Source organism: Bacillus sp. M13(2017), from assembly GCF_002218325.1.
In the GTDB taxonomy this organism is placed as follows: Bacteria; Bacillota; Bacilli; order Bacillales; family Bacillaceae_G; genus Bacillus_A; species Bacillus_A thuringiensis_K.
Genome location: NZ_KZ268509.1, coordinates 25490 through 47292 on the forward strand (window position 1 = coordinate 25490; position 21803 = coordinate 47292).

Consider the following 21803-nt stretch of genomic DNA (forward strand, 5'->3'; position numbering starts at 1 on the left):
GTTTTCACGACCAAGATCCAATTATGCGAACAGGCAGAGACTAAGAATCTCTGCCTGTTTTGTTATTTCTTTTCAAAAGTAGTAATGAAAACGCTACATATAATGAGCATACCACCAATGAAAAAGTTACTATTTAATGTCTCATTTAATAAGAGCCAACCAAGTAATGATCCAACGATAGGTTGGAAGAAGAAAAATAAGGAACCGATGCTTGCATCCATTAAGTCTAATCCTTTATTCCAAAGGAAAAAGGCACCTGCTGTTGAGACGATTCCTAAGTATAATACGCCTAATATGACGTACGTATTTACTGTTCCGATAGAGGATGCTTGTAGTTCCCATATCATAAAAGGTGTAATAAAAAAGAGTGAAAAGAATATGGCATACGTTGTAATAACTAAGGATGAAAATTGGATTGAAGCGATTTTTACATAAATAGATAGTAAAGCCCACGTAATAGCGGCTCCAACTAAAATGATTGTTCCGATAAAATAAGAGCCAATTTCAATGTCCCATCCGATTACGATAATGACACCGATTGTCGCTATTATAGTAGATAAAAGTCTACGAGCAGTTAGTTTCTCTTTCAAAATAAGCGCTGCAAATATAACCATAAATGCAGGTGTAGCTGATGTTACTAATGAGCCTGTATGAGCGTCGGATAATTTTGTTCCGATAAATTGACATGTGATTGAAATAAAATATCCGATAAATCCAATCCAAGCGAATAGGAGCCAATCTTTTTTGCGAATGGTTACTTTTTTCTTTTGCTTTTTCTCAGCTAGTTTTAAAATGCCATACAAAACAACAAAAGCGATAATAAAGCGTAGCCAAACGAGTGTTAGTGGTGGGATAAAATCGAGTACGTATTTGCTAACAACATACATACCGCCCCATATACTTGCTGCTAGTGATAAGCATATAGCTCCTAAAATTGTTTGTTTCATTTGAAGTACCTCCGTCTATTTTTAGGGTAATATGAGTTCCCTAAGACGAGGCATAGTGTATGTGTTACAAGCCCGCCTTAGTTTATAGACGGCCTACAGGTTGATCGTTTTCGAATGAAGTGTTGTAGTACATGGGTGCATTCCTCCTTCATATTTTATAATGATATTATAACTTAATTTTCAGTTTATTGGGATGTTTCTTTAGGAAATAGTGGCTGTCTAAGAAAGTGTAGTATATGGTAGAAAAACATATTTTTAAAATAAGAGAAACCAATGACATAGCAGATAAGTATATTAAGAGTAGGATGAAAAAGTAGATTAATAGAGAAAGAGGAGGAGATTGTTATAACTACAACTGTTATTTCTCATTTTTATAACGAAGAGTATTTATTGCCGTGGTGGCTTATACATCATACGAAACTGTTTGATCATGGCATTTTAATTAATAAAGGTTCTAAGGATCGTTCGGTTGAGATTTGTAAAAAATTCGCACCGCATTGGGAGGTGCGAGATTCTGTAAATCCAGAGTTTGATGCATATGCGACAGATCATGAAGTGATGAGGATAGAACAAGAAGTACAAGGATGGAAAATGATTTTAAATACGACTGAGTTTCTTTGCGTGCAAGATAAAAATCAGTTTTGGAAATCGCTGAATGAATTGGGGGGGAGGATGTATTGGCTGGACGGGCTTATTATGGTTGATGATCCTAACTACAACTATCCGGACCTTAACTTTGGAATACCTTTAATGAAACAGCGGTTTCATGGTTATTTACCAGAAGATTGGCCGTTATGGAGAAGAGGTAGATTTATTCATAATCATGAGCATGGAAGTTATACGGTTGGAAGACATTTATCTGCGCATGAATCGATGATTTATCCACCTCTTGCCTGTATATTATGGTTTGGGTTTAGTCCGTGGAACGATGCGATGAGAAAGAGAAAGTTACAAATTGGTCCGACTCTTTCTGAAGCTAGTAAGCATGGGGGAATGGGGACGCATCATATTGTTACGCCGGAAAGATTAGAAGGATGGTATAAGGAATTAGCGAGAGGAACGAAGGATTTACGTTTTAATGATGCATATCGTTATGTTTTTGTATAAATGATTTCCACCATAAAATTGTTTCTTCAATTCCTGTATTTAGATCGTATGTTGGTTTCCAGTTTACTTCAGTTTTTAAACGTTCTACATTAACCCCGACAAATAAAGGTTCATCTTTAGAGAAAGGGATTGCACCTAGTTTAATTAAATGTTCTTTTCCTATCTTTTTAGCAATGATAGAAGCTAACTCTTTAATTTGTACAGATTGACCAGAAGCGATATTGATGGTGCCTGTAACGCTGTGTTCTAATATTGTTACGAGAGCGTCAGCGACGTCACTCACATGGAGGAAATCTCTCGATTGTTTTCCATGTGTACATAGTGCTTCCTCGTTTTTTAATAAGGAAGTGATAATGTTAGAAACGAGCCGATTACCTTGTTCGTGAGGTCCATACATATGAAAAATGCGGCCCCAACACATGCTGAGGCCTGTTTGTTGTGCATACGTTTCTAGCCAGGAGTGCAGTGCATTTTTACATAAAGAATACGGGGTTTTATAAGAAAGGAGCGGTGAATCTTCAAATAATACGCCGTTAAACCATTCGTACTCTGCGCCAGTACCTGCAACGACAACACGCTTTCCACTGCATGTTGTAAAGTGTTGAATCAATGAAATACTAGACTTTAGCCAATAGTAATTATTAATAGATACATAGCATGCTGGTGGCACTGCTTCCCAAGCAAGGTGAATGAGATGGCTAGGCTGAACGTCGTAAATGAATTGTTTTACTTCGTCATCGCGAAGCAAGTTTACTTTATGCCAATGGCAAGGGAGGTGAGAGGGGTTATTTTTATTATACGTGGCGTGCACTTCGTATCCCTTTTGTATAAGTGAATGTACAACATATTTACCTATCCAGCCACTACCACCTGTTACAACAACTTTCTTCATGGCTCGATCACCTCAATTTCTGGAACCGTCACTAAAAATTTACCGCCCCATTCACGAATGAAAGAGCATTCTTTCATAATTTCGTCTTTCAAATTCCAAGGAAGTATAAGAATGTAATCTGGTTTTGTACGTTTAATTTCTGCTGGAGATTTTATTGGAATACGAGTTCCTGGTAAAAGGAGATTTTGTTTGTGAGGATTTTTATCTACTGTATAAGCTAGAAATTCTTTACCTATCCCGCAATAATTCAAAAGGGTGTTTCCTTTAGCTGGAGCACCGTAACCGATAATTTGTTTGTTTAAAGCTTTCGCTTCAATAAAAAACTTTAAAATATTTATTTTCAATTGTTCGATGCGTTTAGAAAAAAGGAGATAGCAATCTAAAGTATCTAACCCGTGGTCGACTTCTTTTTGAATTAATTTTGTAACATTGGAATGGATAGTTGATTGGGCACTTAGATGGTTTACAAAAATCCGTAAGGAACCACCATGCGTTGAAAGTTCTTCTACATCAACAATTTGTAAATGATGATAACTTAAAACTTTTTGAAGGCTTATAAGTGAGAAGTAGGAAAAGTGCTCATGGTAGATAGTATCGAACTGTTTAAAGGATATGAGGTTTAATAAGTGTGGGAATTCAATTGTTATCGTGCCATCACGTTTTAATAGTGTTTTTAAACCAGCGACAAAATCATGCAAGTTCGGAACGTGTGCTAATACGTTATTTGCGACGATTAAATCAGCGTGTGGCAATTTTTTTGCTAAGTCATTACTGAAAAAATTTACTTCAGTAGGAATTCCTTTTTGGATAGCAATTTCTGCTACGTTTTTTGCGGGTTCAATTCCCAATGTCTCGATATTTTCTTTTTGAAAGTATTGTAATAAGTACCCATCGTTACTTGCAATTTCAATCACTTTTGAATGTTTTGTTAAGTTGAAACGCTTAATCGCCATTTCTACATATTTTTTAGCGTGTAGCAGCCAGCTTGAGGAGTAAGAGCTGAAGTATAAGTAGTCATGAAAAATATTGTGCGGAGATTCAAATTCATCTAGCTGCACGAGTAAACAAGAGTGACAAACAAATGTGTGCAGCGGATAAAATGGTTCCATTTTATATGAATTTTCAGGAGCTACAAATGAATTAGCAAGAGGAGAAACGCCCAAATCTAAAAAAGTGTTGGTTAGTAATGAGTGGCAAAAACGGCATTTTTTCTGTTCCATTTTATAGCCCCCTTATAAATTTTTGAATGCATCGATTTGTTGTCGCGTGAAAGATTCTATATTTTCACCGGATGCATATTTTTTGTACCAATCAACAGTCCAAGCAATAGAATCATCTGTTGATAACTTAGGGGTCCAGCCGAGTTTGTTTACTGCTTTTGTACTGTTGAGTGTTAAAATTGGTGATTCATAAGGAGTTTTCGTAGAGGGAGAATGGATGGTGAGTCGTTTATTCCATAATTTCGTTACGGATTGAATGACATCATTTACGGTTCTGCTAGGTTCATTAATCGGTCCGAAATTCCATACTTCTGCATATTTAGCATCATTCCAAAGTTTCTCAGCTAGAAGGATATAGCCATGTAGAGGATCTAAAACATGTTGCCACGGACGGACGGCATATTTGTTTCGAATACACAAAGTATGATTGTGCAAATATGCCCGAATGATATCAGGGAATAATCGATCTTCTGCCCAATCACCACCGCCGATGACGTTACCAGCTCTGACTGAGGCGAGTTTCTGGGTATTAGTGCGGAAGAATGATTTTTGATAGGATGTTGCCACTATTTCAGCGCAAGCTTTGCTAGCGCTATAAGGGTCGAAACCTCCTAGTCGGTCATTTTCCACGAACGCTCGGTCGCCACTACCGTCATTCTCATAACATTTATCGCTTGTCACATTAATAATGGCACGTACGCTTTCGACGGACTTTGCTGCTTCTAGCACGTGGACAGTACCTAAAACATTCGTTTTGAATGTATCGATAGGATTTTTGTATGAAGTGGTGACGATTGGCTGAGCTGCTAAATGAAATATTATGTCGGGATTATGTTGTTTTAGGGCGTGGAATAAAGAGTCGTAATCAGTAATATCGCCATGAATTGTCATACACTCTTTTGCTACGTTACCTTGTTCAAAAAGATTAGGAATGGATGGGGGATGAGAAGAAAAGCCCACTATTTCTGCCCCTAAAGAACTTAAGAAAAGGGTGAGCCAGGAGCCTTTAAATCCAGTATGTCCCGTAATAAATACTTTTTTCTTATTCCAAAAAGATGATGAAGCCATATTACCAAACCTTCCATGGAGCGTTATTACTTTCCCATAGCTCGACTAATTTATTTTTATCACGCAATGTATCCATTGGATGCCAAAAACCAGAATGTTGATATGCGGCCAATTCGTTTTTGTTTACTAACTGAACTAAAGTGTCTGTTTCAAAAACAGACTTATCTCCACTAATGTAATTGAAAACTTCAGGATTTAAAACGAAAAATCCACCGTTAACCCATCCGCCATCACCTAATGGCTTTTCTTGAAAAGATGTTACAGACTGTTTATCTAATATGAGAGAACCAAATCTACCAGGAGGTTGTACGGCAGTAACAGTAGCCATTTTTCCATGTTTTTTATGGAATGTAATAAGTTCTTTTATATTTACATTACTTAATCCATCACCATAAGTGAGGCAGAAAGGTTCGTCTCCGACATAATTTTGAATCTTTTTCACTCGGCCACCCGTTTCGGTATTTACACCAGTATCGATTAGTGTAACTTTCCACGGTTCTACACGATGAGAATGGCTAGTAATTGTATTATCGTTTAACTGTATTGTGAAATCAGACATGTGTAAGTTGTAATTTAGAAAGAACTCTTTAATTGCATATCCTTTATAGCCTAAGCAAATAATAAACTCAGTAATCCCGTAATGACTATACAAACTCATAATGTGCCATAGAATGGGTTTTGTTCCAATTTCAATCATAGGTTTCGGTTTTAAATGTGTTTCTTCCCCAATTCTTGTACCGTACCCACCAGCAAGAATAACAGCTTTCATTTTTTCCTCCTAAAATAAAAATTTATTATTTATACAGTATTCATGTTTTATGCAAATGAGATTGTTTTTGATTAAGCGAATGAAAATGTTTGAGGCGATGACGATGCAGAAAATATTACGGTTTGAATTTTGGGAATAATTCTTGGTATTCAGGGTTATGACGGAGGTCTTGTGTTAGGTTACTAAGCTCTAAAAAACGTATGTCCAGTACTTCAGGAGATTGACCGTAATGTGTTTGAAGCCCCATTTGAACACCCCTTTTTGAAAGGGTAGGGGTAATTTGTAATTTTCTTGCCTTTGACTGTTCATTCCAAGGGCTAAAATAAAATTTTAAAATAAATGAAGGATAGTCATAAATTATATATCCGTGCCGCGAATGATGTCTACCAGGTAAATATGCACCATCTAGATGATTGTGAATAAATCTCCAAGCACATCCGAGTTGTGGGTTGTAAGGGAAGACACCGTGGTATCGTTGTTCTACTAAGGGGATAGAATATCTAGGCTTTGAATAATTATAATTGTGATTATCTATCATTAAAATCATTCTAATCGCATACATGTTTTGGCCTAGTGTATGAAGAGATGAAAAAAAATCTTCAGTATTATTACAACAAAAGAATTCAGTAGTATTTAAAACGATTTTCCAACCTGAAACTTCTCTTTCAATTTCCATCACTTCAATATCAGTATTAGTTGGATCAAACTCAAGAAATCTGGAATTTCGTACTTCCCAGTGGGGTGCTAATAGTTTACAAATCTCTACGGAACGATCTGTAGACCCTCTATTAATTAAAATGCCGTGATCGAATATTTTCGTGTGATGCATAAGCCACCATGGGAGTAGGTATTCTTCATTATAAAAATGAGAAATGATTGTCTTTTTCATGTTAATTTCCTCCTATACAAGCAATCATTATTAGTAGAATATGCTTTTAAATAAGAAAGGTTAAAAGGTACAGACAATGTAGTGATTAGGTAATAGTTTAGTAATTTTATTGTATGAGTGATTTGTATTGGATAATAGTAGGGTGGAGCTTGGAATTTGGTATAAATTGTGAATAATAAACCGTCACGTTTGACTGTACAGTTTATGTATTGTATCATGTAAGTAATATAAACAAGGGGGGAAGATCGTTGGGAAGGTGTATCGAATCGGACAGTTGGCTCTCATGGCTCACGTGTCGAAACGAACGATTGATTATTATACGAATCTAGGTATCTTAAAAGCGGAGCGATCTCAATCTAATTATCGCTATTACGACGAAACAGCATTTGAGACATTACAATTTATTGAGAAGTGCAAAGAAATGCATATGCCGCTTTGTGAGATTAAAGAGAAAATCGAGGAGAAGAAGAAGCTGCTCGGTATCAATGAACACGTTTCGAAACAAGTGAATGAAGTGACAGACCATATTCATCGATTAGAAGCAGAGTTAACAGAGTTAAAGCCGCTTTTAGATGGATTGACTGATTCACAACGTGAAAAAATATCGAAATCTTTATCTGGTCAAACGACAGCTTTAATACAGACACTTGCTCTATTATTATAGAAAAAGTGAAATCTGACCTCTTTAATTTTTGTATAGGGCTATGTTTTCTAAGAAACAAATAAGAAAACATTATAGTATACAGGAGGTGGACACCTTAGTTTTTTAACTAAGGGGATTCATTGGAAATATTTAATTTAGTCATGGTTGCGATCTTAATCGCATTTACTGGATTTTTCGTAGCAGCTGAGTTTGCGATTGTAAAAGTACGTTCAAGTCGTATTGATCAGCTTGTTGCAGAAGGAAAACGCGGTGCTTTAGCAGCGAAAAAGGTAACAACAAATTTAGATGAATATTTATCTGCTTGTCAATTAGGTATTACAGTGACAGCTATGGGATTAGGTTGGTTAGGTGAACCGACAATTGAAAAGTTATTACACCCATTATTTGAGAAATGGAACTTAAATCCTTCTATTTCATCAGTATTAACATTTGGTCTTGCTTTTATGTTAATGACGTATTTACACGTTGTAGTAGGGGAATTGGCTCCGAAAACGATGGCAATTCAAAAGGCTGAAAAAGTAACATTATTATTTGCAGCTCCACTAATGATGTTCTATAAAGTAATGTATCCATTTATTTGGGTATTGAATGGTTCAGCTCGTGTGATAACTGGTTTATTCGGTTTAAAACCGGCTTCTGAACATGAAGTAGCTCATACCGAAGAAGAATTACGCCTTATTCTTTCAGATAGCTATGAAAGTGGCGAAATTAATCAAGCCGAATACAAGTATGTAAATAACATTTTTGAATTTGATAATCGTATTGCAAAAGAGATTATGGTACCGCGAACAGAAATCGTTGGTTTCTACCTGGAAGATTCAGTAGAAGAACACATGAAAGTGATCCAAAATGAGAGATACACACGTTATCCGATTTTTGGAGAGGATAAAGATGATATTATCGGTATGGTCAACGTAAAAGATTTCTTTATTCGATATATGACCGAGGATCAAAAAGATTTATCATCTATTCGCTCGTATATGCGTCCGATTATTGAAGTGATGGAAACGACTCCAATTCACGATTTATTACTTCAAATGCAGAAGAAGCGAATTCCGATGGCTGTTTTATATGATGAGTACGGAGGAACAGCCGGAATTGTAACGCTTGAAGATATCTTGGAGGAAATCGTCGGCGAAATTCGTGACGAATATGATGAAGATGAAGCGCCACCAATTCAACATGTGAACGAGCAACATATCATTGTTGATGGAAAAGTGCTTATCTCAGAAGTGAAAGATTTATTTGGATTACACATCGAAGAAGATGATGTGGATACAATCGGTGGATGGATTATGATGCAAAATCATGAAATCGAAGAAGGACAACACGTTGAGGCAGAAGGTTATGAATTTAAAGTGTTAGAAAAAGACGCTTACCAAATTAAACGTGTTGAAATTCGTAAGATGGAACAAGAACAAGAAGAAGAGAAAGCAGCAACTGTGTAAGTTGCTGCTTTTCTTCTAAAGTACAAAAAATGAGAACTTAGGAGCGGATATTTTGATTCAAGAAGCCTTACGTGTATATCGATTACAATTGTATGTGATCTTTAGTGGTTTACTACTTATGTGGACGATTACTCCGTTTGGAAAACAAGTGACAGGGTTTGGTATTGGATTAGCAGTAAGCGCCTATTGTCTTTGGTTATTAGCTCGCAGAGTGGAGAAACTCGGAAAAAGTATCGTAATGAAGGAAAAGTCTCCTGGATTAGGAGTTTTAAACCGATTTGCAGCTGCTATTTTAGGAGCTATAATCATGTATGAAATTGAGCATGAAATGGAAATTTGGGCATTCGGTACAGGTATTTTAGGTGGTCACTTTTTAATGATTGCAAATTTAGCGTATGCAAATATGCAGTTAGTGAAAGAAGAAGAGAAGCAAAGGGAACATGCTTCGAAAAACATAGAGCTATGATGAAAGGGACCTAATTGGGTTCCTTTTTTAGTTTAGCGATATGATACAAGTAATCAAATTAACGACAAATATGATACGCTTCTTTTTTGCGTTTTTCAATAGTATGAAAAATAATAAAAAAATTTTAAAAAACCCATCGATTTCTAAAGGTTATGTATGTTATTATGACAAAAGACTTTTTGAAAGAGGTGGATACCAATGTTACAAGCGCTACTTATTTTTGTGCTACAAATTATTTACGTTCCAATTTTAACAATTCGTACGATTTTGCTTGTAAAGAATCAAACAAGATCCGCTGCTGGTGTTGGATTGTTAGAAGGAGCTATTTACATTGTCAGTTTAGGTATTGTGTTTCAAGATTTATCAAATTGGATGAACATCGTTGCCTATGTCATTGGCTTTAGTGCGGGACTGTTATTAGGCGGTTATATAGAGAATAAATTAGCAATTGGTTATATTACGTATCAAGTTAGTTTACTAGACCGTTGTAATGAATTAGTAGATGAGTTACGTCACTCTGGATTTGGCGTTACAGTATTTGAAGGCGAAGGTATTAATTCTATACGTTATCGCTTAGATATCGTCGCAAAGCGTTCTAGAGAGAAAGAGCTTTTAGAAATTATTAATGAAATTGCACCGAAAGCGTTTATGTCTTCGTATGAAATTCGTTCGTTTAAAGGTGGATATTTAACGAAAGCGATGAAGAAAAGAGCGTTAATGAAGAAGAAAGATGAACATGCATCGTAAAAAAGAGGAGTAGTGCTGCAGTAAAAGCGCAGTATAAGTCCAAATGTAAAAGGGAGGAATCTATTTTGATGTAGATTCCTCTCTTTTTTATGAAAAATATTCATCTGTTAATTCAAAAAAACTAAATCGTATAATTATTTTTTTTACTCATTCTCAAATTAATGATTAGCCATATAATTTGAAAAAATACCGGTATGATAAACGTAATTAATAAAACGATAAGTGATATTGATTTAATTTCAGGTGTTTGAATAACACCAGCACCATCAACATCTCGTAGCCAAATGATAGTGGCCCATATTCCAAAAACGATAATCCAAAATATGTTACCAATCCACCAAGAAATCCATCGTTTTTTCATGTTAGCACCCCTTACATGTATCTACTGTTAAAAGTATATTTTCGTTCGTTACATTTATAATGAAACAACTTTAAAATCAGTTTTTAACTGTATATCTAACTTGTTTGAAGGTTACTATTTCTCCACCATCATCATCATCTTTCGTTTGCAAAAGTTGAACTTTTGGTTTGTAGTCTGTCCTATGAGCATGTTCGATATCTTTAATGTTAAGCTTGTAGGATTCACCATTCTTTAGCTTTTGTTCCAACACTTTTTTATTAGCAACATAAATAAAGGTCACTTTATTTTCATCAATGCCCTCGGTCTTAATTTCTAATTCATTATCTTTTGTTGTAATGGTTGGTGTTAATAATTCCATACTGCCGTTTCCAGTTTCTAAAGAATTTCCTGGAATAGCTGAACATCCGGATAATATGATTCCGGTGAATAGAAGAACAGCTAATTTCTGTTTCATAACATCCCTCAATTCCATGTGAATTTTGATTTTGGTATTGCTAGATTACTAGTGTGGAGCGTAAATGTTTAGTTAGTACCCTTTTAATTGTACCATAATATGTAAATTAAAACAGGGTGTATATCCAATTTAAGGGAGATTGAAAAATTTACTGATTGTTGTAAATTCATGTGTTTTAGCTTCTATTTCAATCGAAATGTAGACGAGAGAAAGAAATTTTTTTATAGAAATTATAATTTTTACATTTTACTATAATGATAGGGAATAGATGAATTCATTTACTTCGGAGGTATTTATTTGAACATTAATGAGAAGGCAATTGAAATGTTTGAACAAAATAAATATGAGGAAGCAATGGAACTGTTTCAACAAGCAGTACATGAATCTAGAGACGTACAATCTCTCAATAATCTGGCTTGGATGTACTTTTATGAGGAAGAGAATGATGATAAAGCTCTTGAATTAATAAGAGAAGTTGTTAAGTTGAATCCTTCTTCATACTTTCCTTATAACATCTTAGGGGACATTTACATGAAACAAGAAAAATGGACAGAAGCGAAAGAAGCATTACAAAAGTCTATTTCGATTCAACCATCAGATGAAGCATATCATAATGTAGCTGTAGCACATTATAACCTTGGAGAGCTGGAAAAAGCTTCAGAATTTTTCTTGCGAGTTGCAGGGGATTCGGACTATATCATGTATAGCTATGTAAAATGTTTAATTGATTTAGGGCGAACGACAGAAGCAAAAGAGAAGTTAGATACTTTTAACAGGGAATCTGATAATTTTTTAGGGGAAATTAAGGTAGCAGATTTATATGTTGAGTTGAATTGCTATAAAGAAGCAATTGAATGGTTCGAAAAGGGATATAAAGAATGCTGGAAAAGTCCTAATTGGATTGGTAGATTTGTGTATGCTCTATATAAAACGAATAATTTCTCCCGTATAAATGAAGTTATACGGGAATCTATCGAAGCGAAAACAGCAGAAATAGAAGATGTTCAGAATGAAGAAGTAGAAGAAAACTGGACAGAAAATGATAAGAAAGAGTTAATTGAGGAATATACAGAAGAGAATAATTGTTATAAAACATTGGTAGAACGTATCAAATCTGGATACGTTCCAGGATTAGAGTTTGAAACTGATTATATAGGGGCTTGCTATTTATTTGGTTGTAAAAGACATAATCACCTTGAATATGAAAAATAAAAAGATTCGACTGTTGGTCATCTCCCTGTCAAGTAGACAGTAATAAAAAGAGTATTATGCCACGGCCTTTTCCCGATATTCTATCGGGGAAAGACCGTGAAGTTTTTCTTGGAACCTTTCTGTATTATAGAATTGAATATATTCTTGAATTGCTCGATAGACCATTTCATATGTTTTTGGGCGCACTAAATACAACTTCTCTGTTTTTAAATGTGAGAAGAATGATTCGATACACGCATTATCAAAACAGTTTCTTCAAATGATTTTTAAATATCACAGATGTTTTTCTTCCATAAAACGGACATTTTTTTCGAATGATAGATTGAATATCCAGCTCTCTCATGAGACGACGAACAAGTTTATGATTCATTACCACTCCTTCTCGAGCTAAAGCACGAGTCATGCGTTTATACCCATAATAAGGGTGCTGACGATGAATAGATAAAATATGTTCTTTATGCCACCTATCCCTTTTCTGACGTAAACGCTGTACGTTATGATATTTCCGCCATTTATAGTAGCCAGCCTTAGAAACTTCCGCGATTTGAAACAGCCATCGAAGTGGCTAGGCTTGGCGTAATGAATCGATAAGAGAAAATCGTTCTTTCTTTAGGACCATTCCTTCCCGTTTAGATTTGGATTGCGCTTTTTTAAATACTCAACCTGTGCCTCCAAATAAGCATTTTCTTCTTCTAGACTATTAAAATTCTTTCGATTCCAGACGCCACGTTGATCATCAAAGGACTCCCCCTGTTGCGCACGTTTTACCCACTCAATAATCTGAGCATCTCTCTTCACACCGAGTTGTTCACGAATTTCTCGCAATGATTTTCTCTCTTCTAATCGAAGACGAACTGCTTCTCGCTTTAGTTCTTCTGTATATTTTTGAAATGATTGTCCCTTTCTTGCCATAAAAAAATCCCCTCCAGATAAAACAGTATTGAGTCCATCATATCAGATGGACTCTTTTTTTACTGTCTACCTATAGGGGATAATACCAAGATGAAATGATAGGCTTCTTTATTTTAAAAAAATGAGGTCAAAGGTGTACTTTTCTTATAAAAATGCATTTCATATAAAAGGTGTAATGATTTTAGGGAAGGGGGATTGTTGTGCGTCATCATAGAAATTGCAAAAAATTCGGAGTGGCACTGCCTCTTCCGCTTATAGGAGCAACTGGTCCGACAGGTAATAGTGGTCCAATCGGTCCAACTGGAGGGCATGAAGGTCCTGTTGGTCCTACAGGGGTGACTGGACCGACGGGAGCAACTGGGCCCCAAGGTCCTCAAGGTATCAGGGGAATACAAGGTCCCCGAGGGACAACAGGAGCACAAGGAATACAAGGAGCTATTGGTGGTACAGGAGAGCAAGGTATAACTGGCCCGACTGGTCTCCAAGGTGCTCAAGGATTAATCGGTAACCAAGGTCTAATTGGTGATATTGGAATACAAGGAGCTACGGGTCCTGCTGGTAGTCAAGGTATACAAGGCATACAGGGAATACAAGGGGAAATAGGTGAGCGAGGACAAACAGGAGGACAAGGAATGCAAGGAGAGAGAGGCATAACTGGACTCTCGGGTGTAACTGGTTCACAAGGTCCTCAAGGTGTTCAAGGAATACAAGGAGAGCAAGGGGCTACTGGTATACAAGGAGAAGACGGCTTCCAAGGGATACAAGGAATTACTGGGGAGGAAGGCCCGCAAGGAGCACAAGGAATACAAGGTGAAGTGGGTCCAACTGGCTTGACAGGAGCAACAGGATCATCTGCTATATCGACAGGTGGCGGATATTTCTTTTCTACATCAACAAGTACAATTGCAGCAAATGCCAACATCCCAATTAATTCTGGATCCACTGTATATGGAACTGGTGTATCTTTAACTAGTGCTACGACAGTCACAGTAGCGACGCCAGGAATATATTTAGTAAGCTACTATTTCCAAGGGGACGCGACTGGTGGGAATGAGACAGTATCTGTTAGGTTGCTATTAAATGGAACGCAACTAACAGGGAGTTTTATACAAAACGTAACGACATCAACTGTAGTAATCGAACCAGCCATTTCAAATACACTTCTTGTGAATGTGACGAGTGCCAATTCAACATTAATATTACAAAATGGCCCGTTAGGTGTAGGTCATGTGACTACTATAGCAGGTGCGATTACAGCAAGTTTAAATGTAGTGAGAATTTTATAAAGAATATAAAAAACACAAGGAATGTCTTTGTAAGACACACCTTGTGTTTTTTAATATTAAATAAACATTTTCTTCATCTTTTCGGTTGGAAAATATGCTGAAAGAAGTATTTGTGATGTAAGTTATCTACAACTTTATTTGCTTGATATGTGCGTTGTTTTTCAATTCGGAGTCTTTGCTCCATCATTTTTATTGCGTGATCAGATAAACGTAACATAATACATTCTCCTTTTCTATAAATATAGGTGACTATTTGATATCGATCCCATATTTATAATTAAGGAGGCAAAATGTGTAACATAGGCAAAAAGCACCTTCCTCTCCCATTACGCTTACGAGGTTAGCTGTCGGACTCGGGAAGTGAGAGTTTCCCTACTTAAAAAAGATTCGCCCCAAGTAGCATAGCTACAAAAATGGTTCCCCCGCTCCAAAATTTGGACTCAGCAAAAGGTTTTATAAAGTAAAAAATAACATAAAGGAGCGAACAAGTCAAATTATTTTGTGTATTCTGTCTTTTTTAATTGCGTAAGAATCATACCGTCAGGAAGTATTGTATCTGATACTGTAATGAATCCGTGTTTTTTATATAAAGTAATAGCAGGGGTATTCGCTTTACCTGTTTGTACAATGTATGTCATTGAAGAGGGAAACATGTTAAATATATGAATTAGGAGTTTCGTTGCGATTCCTTTTTGAAAAAAATCGGGCGATACAACTAACCTGTGGATATCGATTAGTTTTTCTTCTTGTACAAAAGAAATAAAACCGACAAGTTTATTTTCAGAAAAATATCCATAGAATGTTTCACCACAACTTTGAATATCGTTTACAGTATCATATAAACGAGGTATGGCAGTACTATTTAAGTAGTCTGCTTCAACTTTATAAGCTGGAATTTGAACCTGTAAAATGGATGTTGCTACTTCAATAGAAGTGGAATTTAACTTAAGAATCATAGATAATGAAGCCTCCTTTGAATATGGTATATGAATATAATTGCTTTATGAGTGAGTTTGACAATATTTTTCTTTTTTTGCATATAATATATGTATCTCCATATGTAAAATAGTAGTAAATATATTTCTATAGTGAAATATGATTAGCAATGATAAATACATATGTTTGTATTGAATCATACAAACTATAATAGAAATGGAGGACTAAAAATGGGATGGATTATCACATTTTTAGTTGGTGCTATTATAGGTGCAATTGCTAGTTCTATAACAGGTAAAAATTTCCCAGGTGGTATGTTCGGAAATATTATCGCAGGTTTATTAGGTGCTTCGTTAGGTGGTAGATTATTTGGATCCTTTGGGCCATCATTTGGTGGGATTCATGTCGTGCCAGCATTATTAGGTGCAATCGTGTTAATTTTTATTGTATCATTTGTAGTGAAAGCTGCAAAGAAATAGATATATAGATTATGATGAAGAGCCCTGAATAAGGGCTTTTCATCATTCGAAGAGGTGGTTTCATTGGAGAAAATAAATATAAGAAAAAGAGATAAGTTAAGAAAGTTTTTTAGAGAACAAAATTATTTGGCGGTATTACTTGGATTTGCGTTATTGTTCATTAATATTTTATTGCTAACAAAAATATCATTTGTTTTTACACCGTTTATCGTATTTTTAAAAACAATTTTCTTCCCAGTACTATTAGCAGGCGTGCTATTCTATATTTTACATCCATTCGTTTCGCTTTTAGAAAAGAAAGGTGTTTCAAGAATTGTATCGATAGCTTCCATATATTTAATCGTACTAGGATTATTTGTATTTTTAGTTGTAACGGTTATCCCTATTATTAAAGATCAAATTGATGCATTAATTGATAACTTACCTTATTTTGGTCATGAGATTGAACAAGCAGCACGTAGATTCGGGGAAAGTAATTTACTCGGTAAAATTCAGGAGAATTTAAATATTAATGTTGCGAATATGGTAAAAGACTACACAGTTGATTTTACGAAATCTTTATCATCAGTAACAGGAAATGTAACTGGATTTTTGAGTACTGTTACAGAGGTTGTTTTAACGTTTGTAATGGTTCCGTTTATATTGTTCTATCTTTTAAAAGATGGTGAGCAATTACCGAATCACTTTTTAAAGTTTATTTCAGAACAAAGACGACCAGCAGCGATGAGAATACTAGACGATATGCATTATGCGATTAGCTCGTATATTAGAGGACAAATTATCGTTAGCTTATTTATCGGTATTATGCTATTAATTGGTTACCTTATTATCGGTATTAAATATGCGGTACTACTCGCTATTTTAGCGATGATTGTAAATATCGTTCCGTACGTAGGCCCAATCATTGCAATTACACCAGCTTTAATTATCGCATTTATTGACTCGCCAGCAATGGTTTTAAAGGTAATTATCGTAATGATGGTCGTACAATTAGCAGAAGGTAAATTTATTTCTCCGCAAGTCATGGGTAAAAAGTTAGATATTCACCCGATTACTATCATTTTTATTATTTTAACTGCCGGAAATTTATTTGGAATTATGGGGATTATTTTAGCAATTCCAGGGTATGCAATATTAAAAGTGTTAGTTACGCACGGATATCGATTTGTTAAGTTGAATACGTGAAAAAAAGAGCTAAAACAGTGGGAACTGTTTTAGCTCTTTTTTATTAACAATTCATTTGCATATTGGCGCGCCCATTGATCCGCTTCTAATATAGCATCTAGTGAAGGATCTTTTACGTTATGATGAGCTTCAACTGTTTTGTAAATTGTTTTTTCAATATCGAAAAAGGCAATTTCATTTTTTAAGAATAGTGCATTTGCAATTTCATTTGCTGCGTTTAATACAGCAGGAGTAGTGCCACCAATTTTGCCACATTCATATGCGTATTGTAGACAAGGGAACTTCTCTAAATCTGGTTTTTCAAAATGTAAACTACCAATTTCTAATAAATTTAATTTTTCATAGGAAGAAGGTAGCCGAGTAGGGTAGTGAAACGCATATTGAATTGGCATTCTCATATCAGGAGCACCGAGCTGCGCAATAACTGATCCATCAATAAACTCTACTAAAGAATGAATAATACTTTCTTTATGAATCATTACATCAATTTTTTCATAAGGAATATCAAATAGCCATCTTGCTTCCATTACTTCGAATCCTTTATTCATTAATGTGGCAGAATCAATCGTTAGTTTTGCCCCCATTAACCAGTTTGGGTGCTTTAAAGCATCTTTTGCTTGTAAAGTTTTCATTTCTTCACGTGTTTTATCACGGAATGCACCGCCAGAAGCTGTAACGATTAATTTCTCAATTTCTTTATTATTTTCGCCGTTTAAACATTGGAAAATAGCTGAATGTTCGCTATCGACTGGAATTAAACGACATCCGTTTTGCTTGGCCAGTTCAGTTACGATATGACCAGCTGCAACTAACGTTTCTTTATTAGCGATGGCAATATCTTTCTTCGCCTTTAATGCTTCAATCGTTGGAAGTAGTCCGGAAACTCCGACAACAGAACTTAATACAAGATTTGAATCAGGGTGAGTAGCTACCGCAATTAAGCCATCAGTTCCGTATGTGATTTTTGTATTCGCTGAAATACGCGTACGAAGCGTGTCTGCTAAGTCTTTTGTTGCAACGCTTACAATACGAGGTTGAAACGTTTTGATTTGTTGCTCAAGAAGATCGATATTATAATTTGCGGTTAAACCGACGATTTTGAAATGTTCAGGATGAGCTGAAACGACATCTAATGCAGATGTGCCGATGGATCCTGTGGAACCTAAAATGGATATATATTTTACCATGAAAAAACCTCCAAAGTTGTTTCGAATATTTCTGCAAACCTATATATCATTAGACAATTGAAGTGGAAATTCCTGCTATATAAAATAGAAAATTCGGGTTTGTTTAGAAGTGAAATGTGATAAACTGTAAAAAATAACGAAAAAGCAATGAAAGAGAAGAGTACATATTCGAAACTTTTCAGAGAGCTGATATGTGGTGAGAATCAGTAAGGGATGAATATGGAATGGACTCTGGAGCTTCTAACTGAAATGAGTAGGTAAAGACGCTTACTTCACGTTATTGAAGTATGAAGTGAGCTAATGATAGCTAATTAAGGTGGTACCGCGGGAGTCTCTCGTCCTTTTTTAAGGATGAGGGGCTCTTTTTATTTTGAGAAAGGAGGAGTTAGTGTGAGTGAAAAAATAATGTTAACAGGAATTAAGCCGACAGGTTATCCGCATTTAGGAAATTATATTGGTGCGATTAAACCTGCATTACAAATGTCAAAGAATAATGAAGGAAAAGCATTGTACTTTATAGCTGATTATCATGCATTAAATGCTGTGCATGATCCGAGTCAGTTTAGTAGTTATACGAAAGAGGTAGCAGCTACTTGGCTATCGCTTGGACTTGGAGAAGATGTGATTTTTTATCGACAAACGGAAGTGCCGGAGATTCTAGAATTAGCTTGGATTTTAGCTTGCCTAACTCCGAAAGGTCTTATGAACCGTGCTCATGCGTATAAAGCGAAGGTGGAGCAAAATAAAGAAGCAGGGTTAGAGGTCGATGCGGGAGTGAATATGGGGTTATACACGTACCCGATTTTAATGGCAGCTGACATATTATTATTTCAAGCTACTCATGTACCAGTTGGAAAAGACCAAATTCAGCATATTGAAATTGTTCGTGATATTGCGACGTATTTTAATCATACATTTGGCACGACATTTACACTTCCAGAGTATGTCATACAAGAAGAAGGAGCTATTTTACCTGGTCTTGACGGAAGGAAGATGAGTAAAAGTTACGGAAATGTGATCCCATTATTTGCAGAGCAAGAAAAACTACGAAAATTAATATTTAAAATCAAAACAGATTCTTCACTTCCAAATGAACCGAAAGAACTAGAAACCTTATTTACAATTTATAAAGAATTTGCGACAGAAGACGAAGTACAGTCATTACGTGAAAAATATGAGACTGGAATCGGATGGGGCGATGTTAAAAAAGAGTTATTTCGCGTTGTAGATCGTGAGTTAGCTGGACCTCGGGAGAAATACGCAATGTATATGAATGAGCCAAATTTATTATATGAAGCGTTAGAAAAAGGTGCTGAGCGGGCACGTGCTATTGCGAAGGTAAATTTAGCGGAAATTAAAAAGCAGATTGGATTTGAGAGGGAACGTTAAGCGTTCCCTTATTTTTTTAGATAATCTGTAATAATCCTCTCAATAACAGGAGGAAGATTATTAGGTAATTTATCAAGTGAAAAGAAGCGTAGTTCTTTTGATTCACTTTGATCGCATACAAGTTCACCATGAAATTCTCGGCAAATATAAACAACGAGTACACCGTGTACTTGATCGCCGTTTGGATAGATTTGAAAGAAGTCTGGCCCTGAGTATGTACGGAATAGTTCTGGATTTTTAATAATAAGTCCAGTTTCTTCAAACACTTCTCGTTTTAAAGCATCTTCTAACGTTTCGTTATATTCTAGGGCACCACCAATAATGCCCCAGCGTTTAAAATCTGTACGGAGTTGCAGCAATACTTCATCTTTTTCATTTAATATAATGGCGTGTGATCCTATTAAAATAAGTGGATGATTTCCTACTAGATTTCTCATATCTTCAATATAACCCATGTCATTGCTCCTTGTATTTAATAATAGTTAGGAAGTTCTTTTAACATTCTTTCTGTTTTACGTGCTGTAAAGGCTAAGTTATGGTCATCTTTTGTTCTGAAAAATAATGTGCGTAAAAAGGTTTTAATATTGGCACATAAAATACAATACTCATTAAGCGAAAGGCGTTTTCTAATTTGAGGAAGCCTTTTTATTTTTTTATGAATAATAGAAATTAACTCGTTTTGAGGAAAATCATGATACAGCATTGCTAGTAATGGCGTAACAATGCGCTCATCTTCGTTATTATGAAAAAGGTCAGATGGAATAAAGATTTTATTTAATAAACAATGAATTAATTCTTCGTACCATTCAAAAGTTGTATACGTATTATGAACAATTTCAGTAAAGGCATCAGATACATGAGCAAGACAATGAGCCCATCCTTTATTTTCGATATAGCCCCGAAAATCCGTTTCTAAGTTTGTGTATGTAATGAGTTTATTTTTTATTTCTTCGATATCCTCCTCTGTACAAAAGTAGTGCGAATTAGCGAATTGGAGTATTAACGCAATTAACGAAACAGTGTAAGAACGTGTGAAAACCCCATCTGTATGTGGGGAGTAAATGTCACAATATAAATACTCATCACTTAAACAAGTTTGCAGAAGTAATTTCAGCTGATCGTCCATAAGGAATTCATGATGAATGAAATGCGCAAAACATTTATATATAAGTTGGTAACGAACGTAGCTATCAGTCGTTCCGATATACTGAAGCATGTTCAAAGTTAACTCATTTACATCTATATGCTGTAGTTGCGTATAGTCATTTTGTTGTATAAGCTCTAATTGTTGTTGCAATGCTGTAATATCCACTGGAGAACCTCCTCCGCACTTTAAAGATGCGATCTTTTCTAGTATTCTATATATTCAAGGACAATCCTGCTCATGCAAGGAGAACGATTAGAAATTCGAGTATGATATAGATGAGGGAAGAATATGACGACGATAGAACAGTTAGAAAAACATTTTAAAATAAGAAGAAGTGCTTCTTCTATTATGATAAAAGAAAATAATGCAGAGGTTTTTACAGAAGAGCAATTAGAGGGAATGATGCAGTATTGCGTTGCCGAAGCTGAAAAAGATGGATTAGAAAAATTACATTTTGAAATTTCTTCAAAAAGCCCAAATTATGATGTGTATAAAAAATGTTTTGAAACGTATTCATTTGAATATGTTACGGAAAGCATGATTGTATTTAAAGATATATACGAAGTAGAAGATATAGAAAGTGAAGTTGATTTTAAGTTAATTGAAGAAGTAGGGGAAGAGGCTTTTTATTCACTGTGGAATGAAGCGACGGGAGAACCAGTCGTTCATGATCAATTTGTGCATATGATGCTACAAGAAATTGGTGAGCAATGGAAAGAACATTGCTTAACAGCGAATGTCGATGAAAAGCCGATAGGAATTGTAATCCCGCATATTGAAAGAGGTACGTTAGAAGAAGGGAAACTTATGTACTTCGCAGTTACTCCAAATATGCGTAATAAGGGATATGAAGCTGCATTATTTGCAGGTGCGTTGTTTGTCTTAAAGGAAATAGGTGCATCTTATTATATTGGTGAGACAAATATGAAAAATGAGTGGATGAAGGATGTTTTTGAAAAGAATGGATGTCAGTTGCTGAGTTGTACTGAGCGGTATGTGAGGGAGTTTTAGGAGGGTGAATGATGTACTCTCTCGAAC

General features: G+C 35.5%; 23 protein-coding genes, 2 pseudogenes, 1 riboswitch and 1 other annotated feature. Of the genes and pseudogenes, 11 read left to right on the forward strand and 14 right to left on the reverse strand.

Going from position 1 to position 21803, the window contains the following annotated elements; genetic code table 11:
• Positions 1-62 precede the first annotated feature (62 nt).
• A complete protein-coding gene (locus CGQ22_RS20560) occupies positions 63-947 on the reverse strand; it encodes a DMT family transporter (RefSeq protein ID WP_089149233.1) in 885 nt (294 codons plus the stop codon).
• Positions 948-1268: 321 nt separating this feature from the next.
• On the opposite strand from CGQ22_RS20560, the gene CGQ22_RS20565 reads away from it, so the two are divergent.
• Positions 1269-2054, forward strand: coding sequence for a glycosyltransferase family 2 protein (locus CGQ22_RS20565; RefSeq protein ID WP_071732485.1), 786 nt, complete (start codon positions 1269-1271; stop codon positions 2052-2054).
• On the opposite strand, the gene CGQ22_RS20570 is transcribed toward CGQ22_RS20565, so the two are convergent.
• The 5 genes from CGQ22_RS20570 to CGQ22_RS20590 form a co-directional block, all read right to left on the reverse strand.
• On the reverse strand, positions 2023-2946 hold the full coding sequence (locus tag CGQ22_RS20570; RefSeq protein WP_139032778.1) for an NAD-dependent epimerase/dehydratase family protein: 924 nt from the start codon (positions 2944-2946) through the stop codon (positions 2023-2025). The genes CGQ22_RS20565 and CGQ22_RS20570 overlap by 32 nt on opposite strands.
• Positions 2943-4166, reverse strand: a complete 1224-nt coding sequence (locus CGQ22_RS20575) for a class I SAM-dependent methyltransferase (protein ID WP_089149234.1) — start codon at positions 4164-4166, stop codon at positions 2943-2945. The genes CGQ22_RS20570 and CGQ22_RS20575 overlap by 4 nt, the downstream gene beginning before the upstream one ends.
• Before the next feature lie 12 nt (positions 4167-4178).
• The gene (gene rfbG, locus CGQ22_RS20580) at positions 4179-5234 is read right to left on the reverse strand and encodes a CDP-glucose 4,6-dehydratase (RefSeq protein WP_089149235.1); all 1056 of its coding nucleotides are present in this window, start codon (positions 5232-5234) and stop codon (positions 4179-4181) included.
• Between the two features lies 1 nt (position 5235).
• Positions 5236-6003, reverse strand: a complete 768-nt coding sequence (gene rfbF / locus CGQ22_RS20585; RefSeq protein WP_000648807.1) for a glucose-1-phosphate cytidylyltransferase — start codon at positions 6001-6003, stop codon at positions 5236-5238.
• 115 nt (positions 6004-6118) lie between these two features.
• Complete coding sequence (locus CGQ22_RS20590; RefSeq protein ID WP_000750968.1) at positions 6119-6892, reverse strand: glycosyltransferase family 2 protein; 774 nt, start codon at positions 6890-6892, stop codon at positions 6119-6121.
• A 256-nt stretch (positions 6893-7148) separates the two neighbouring features.
• On the opposite strand from CGQ22_RS20590, the gene CGQ22_RS20595 reads away from it, so the two are divergent.
• The 4 genes from CGQ22_RS20595 to CGQ22_RS20610 all read left to right on the forward strand — a co-directional run bounded on the left by CGQ22_RS20595 (position 7149) and on the right by CGQ22_RS20610 (position 10217).
• Complete coding sequence (locus tag CGQ22_RS20595; protein WP_000285637.1) at positions 7149-7556, forward strand: MerR family transcriptional regulator; 408 nt, start codon at positions 7149-7151, stop codon at positions 7554-7556.
• A gap of 119 nt (positions 7557-7675) precedes the next feature.
• Complete coding sequence (locus CGQ22_RS20600) at positions 7676-9004, forward strand: hemolysin family protein (RefSeq protein WP_000402275.1); 1329 nt, start codon at positions 7676-7678, stop codon at positions 9002-9004.
• Between the two features lie 52 nt (positions 9005-9056).
• Complete coding sequence (locus CGQ22_RS20605; protein WP_000613879.1) at positions 9057-9470, forward strand: ATP synthase subunit I; 414 nt, start codon at positions 9057-9059, stop codon at positions 9468-9470.
• Between the two features lie 198 nt (positions 9471-9668).
• The gene (locus tag CGQ22_RS20610) at positions 9669-10217 is read left to right on the forward strand and encodes a DUF2179 domain-containing protein (RefSeq protein ID WP_000938438.1); all 549 of its coding nucleotides are present in this window, start codon (positions 9669-9671) and stop codon (positions 10215-10217) included.
• A gap of 121 nt (positions 10218-10338) precedes the next feature.
• On the opposite strand, the gene CGQ22_RS20615 is transcribed toward CGQ22_RS20610, so the two are convergent.
• Both CGQ22_RS20615 and CGQ22_RS20620 read right to left on the reverse strand, forming a co-directional pair.
• Positions 10339-10578 carry a DUF3923 family protein gene (locus CGQ22_RS20615; protein ID WP_000747687.1) on the reverse strand — a complete coding sequence of 80 codons (240 nt, stop codon included), beginning with the start codon at positions 10576-10578 and terminating at the stop codon, positions 10339-10341.
• Positions 10579-10654: 76 nt separating this feature from the next.
• Positions 10655-11050 (reverse strand): hypothetical protein, encoded by a 396-nt coding sequence (locus CGQ22_RS20620; RefSeq protein WP_074593361.1) that lies wholly within the window; start codon positions 11048-11050, stop codon positions 10655-10657.
• Positions 11051-11329: 279 nt separating this feature from the next.
• On the opposite strand from CGQ22_RS20620, the gene CGQ22_RS20625 reads away from it, so the two are divergent.
• Positions 11330-12244, forward strand: a complete 915-nt coding sequence (locus CGQ22_RS20625) for a tetratricopeptide repeat protein (protein WP_001024463.1) — start codon at positions 11330-11332, stop codon at positions 12242-12244.
• A 54-nt stretch (positions 12245-12298) separates the two neighbouring features.
• Here CGQ22_RS20625 and CGQ22_RS20630 read toward each other — a convergent pair.
• Positions 12299-13156, reverse strand: a pseudogene (locus CGQ22_RS20630) (IS3 family transposase).
• Positions 13157-13398: 242 nt separating this feature from the next.
• Between CGQ22_RS20630 and CGQ22_RS20635 the strand changes: the two are divergent.
• A pseudogene (locus tag CGQ22_RS20635) lies at positions 13399-14442 on the forward strand (BclA C-terminal domain-containing protein); the annotation flags it as partial.
• Positions 14443-14515: 73 nt separating this feature from the next.
• Here the strand turns inward: CGQ22_RS20635 and CGQ22_RS32100 are convergent.
• Together CGQ22_RS32100 and CGQ22_RS20645 are read right to left on the reverse strand one after the other, a co-directional pair.
• Positions 14516-14659, reverse strand: coding sequence for a hypothetical protein (locus tag CGQ22_RS32100; RefSeq protein ID WP_000945243.1), 144 nt, complete (start codon positions 14657-14659; stop codon positions 14516-14518).
• 96 nt (positions 14660-14755) lie between these two features.
• Positions 14756-14898, reverse strand: a riboswitch (cyclic di-AMP (ydaO/yuaA leader).
• Positions 14899-14936: 38 nt separating this feature from the next.
• Complete coding sequence (locus CGQ22_RS20645) at positions 14937-15398, reverse strand: GNAT family N-acetyltransferase (RefSeq protein WP_046945753.1); 462 nt, start codon at positions 15396-15398, stop codon at positions 14937-14939.
• 210 nt (positions 15399-15608) lie between these two features.
• On the opposite strand from CGQ22_RS20645, the gene CGQ22_RS20650 reads away from it, so the two are divergent.
• Positions 15609-15857: a GlsB/YeaQ/YmgE family stress response membrane protein gene (locus CGQ22_RS20650; protein ID WP_000539714.1), complete on the forward strand. Its 249-nt coding sequence runs from the start codon at positions 15609-15611 to the stop codon at positions 15855-15857.
• 63 nt (positions 15858-15920) lie between these two features.
• Complete coding sequence (locus CGQ22_RS20655) at positions 15921-17042, forward strand: AI-2E family transporter (RefSeq protein WP_000411482.1); 1122 nt, start codon at positions 15921-15923, stop codon at positions 17040-17042.
• Positions 17043-17071: 29 nt separating this feature from the next.
• On the opposite strand, the gene CGQ22_RS20660 is transcribed toward CGQ22_RS20655, so the two are convergent.
• Positions 17072-18229, reverse strand: coding sequence for a 1-deoxy-D-xylulose-5-phosphate reductoisomerase (locus tag CGQ22_RS20660; RefSeq protein ID WP_000241796.1), 1158 nt, complete (start codon positions 18227-18229; stop codon positions 17072-17074).
• A 138-nt stretch (positions 18230-18367) separates the two neighbouring features.
• Positions 18368-18575 (forward strand) — a binding site (T-box leader).
• Positions 18576-18619: 44 nt separating this feature from the next.
• On the opposite strand from CGQ22_RS20660, the gene CGQ22_RS20665 reads away from it, so the two are divergent.
• Positions 18620-19618: a tryptophan--tRNA ligase gene (locus CGQ22_RS20665; RefSeq protein ID WP_046945754.1), complete on the forward strand. Its 999-nt coding sequence runs from the start codon at positions 18620-18622 to the stop codon at positions 19616-19618.
• A gap of 8 nt (positions 19619-19626) precedes the next feature.
• Here the strand turns inward: CGQ22_RS20665 and CGQ22_RS20670 are convergent, their stop codons facing one another.
• Entirely contained in the window at positions 19627-20073 is a 447-nt protein-coding gene (locus tag CGQ22_RS20670; protein WP_000540455.1) for an NUDIX hydrolase, read from the reverse strand.
• Between the two features lie 17 nt (positions 20074-20090).
• Positions 20091-20930 carry a DUF2785 domain-containing protein gene (locus CGQ22_RS20675; RefSeq protein ID WP_000355454.1) on the reverse strand — a complete coding sequence of 280 codons (840 nt, stop codon included), beginning with the start codon at positions 20928-20930 and terminating at the stop codon, positions 20091-20093.
• Between the two features lie 123 nt (positions 20931-21053).
• On the opposite strand from CGQ22_RS20675, the gene CGQ22_RS20680 reads away from it, so the two are divergent.
• Positions 21054-21776 carry a GNAT family N-acetyltransferase gene (locus CGQ22_RS20680; RefSeq protein WP_000207421.1) on the forward strand — a complete coding sequence of 241 codons (723 nt, stop codon included), beginning with the start codon at positions 21054-21056 and terminating at the stop codon, positions 21774-21776.
• The last annotated feature ends 27 nt before the right edge of the window (positions 21777-21803 follow it).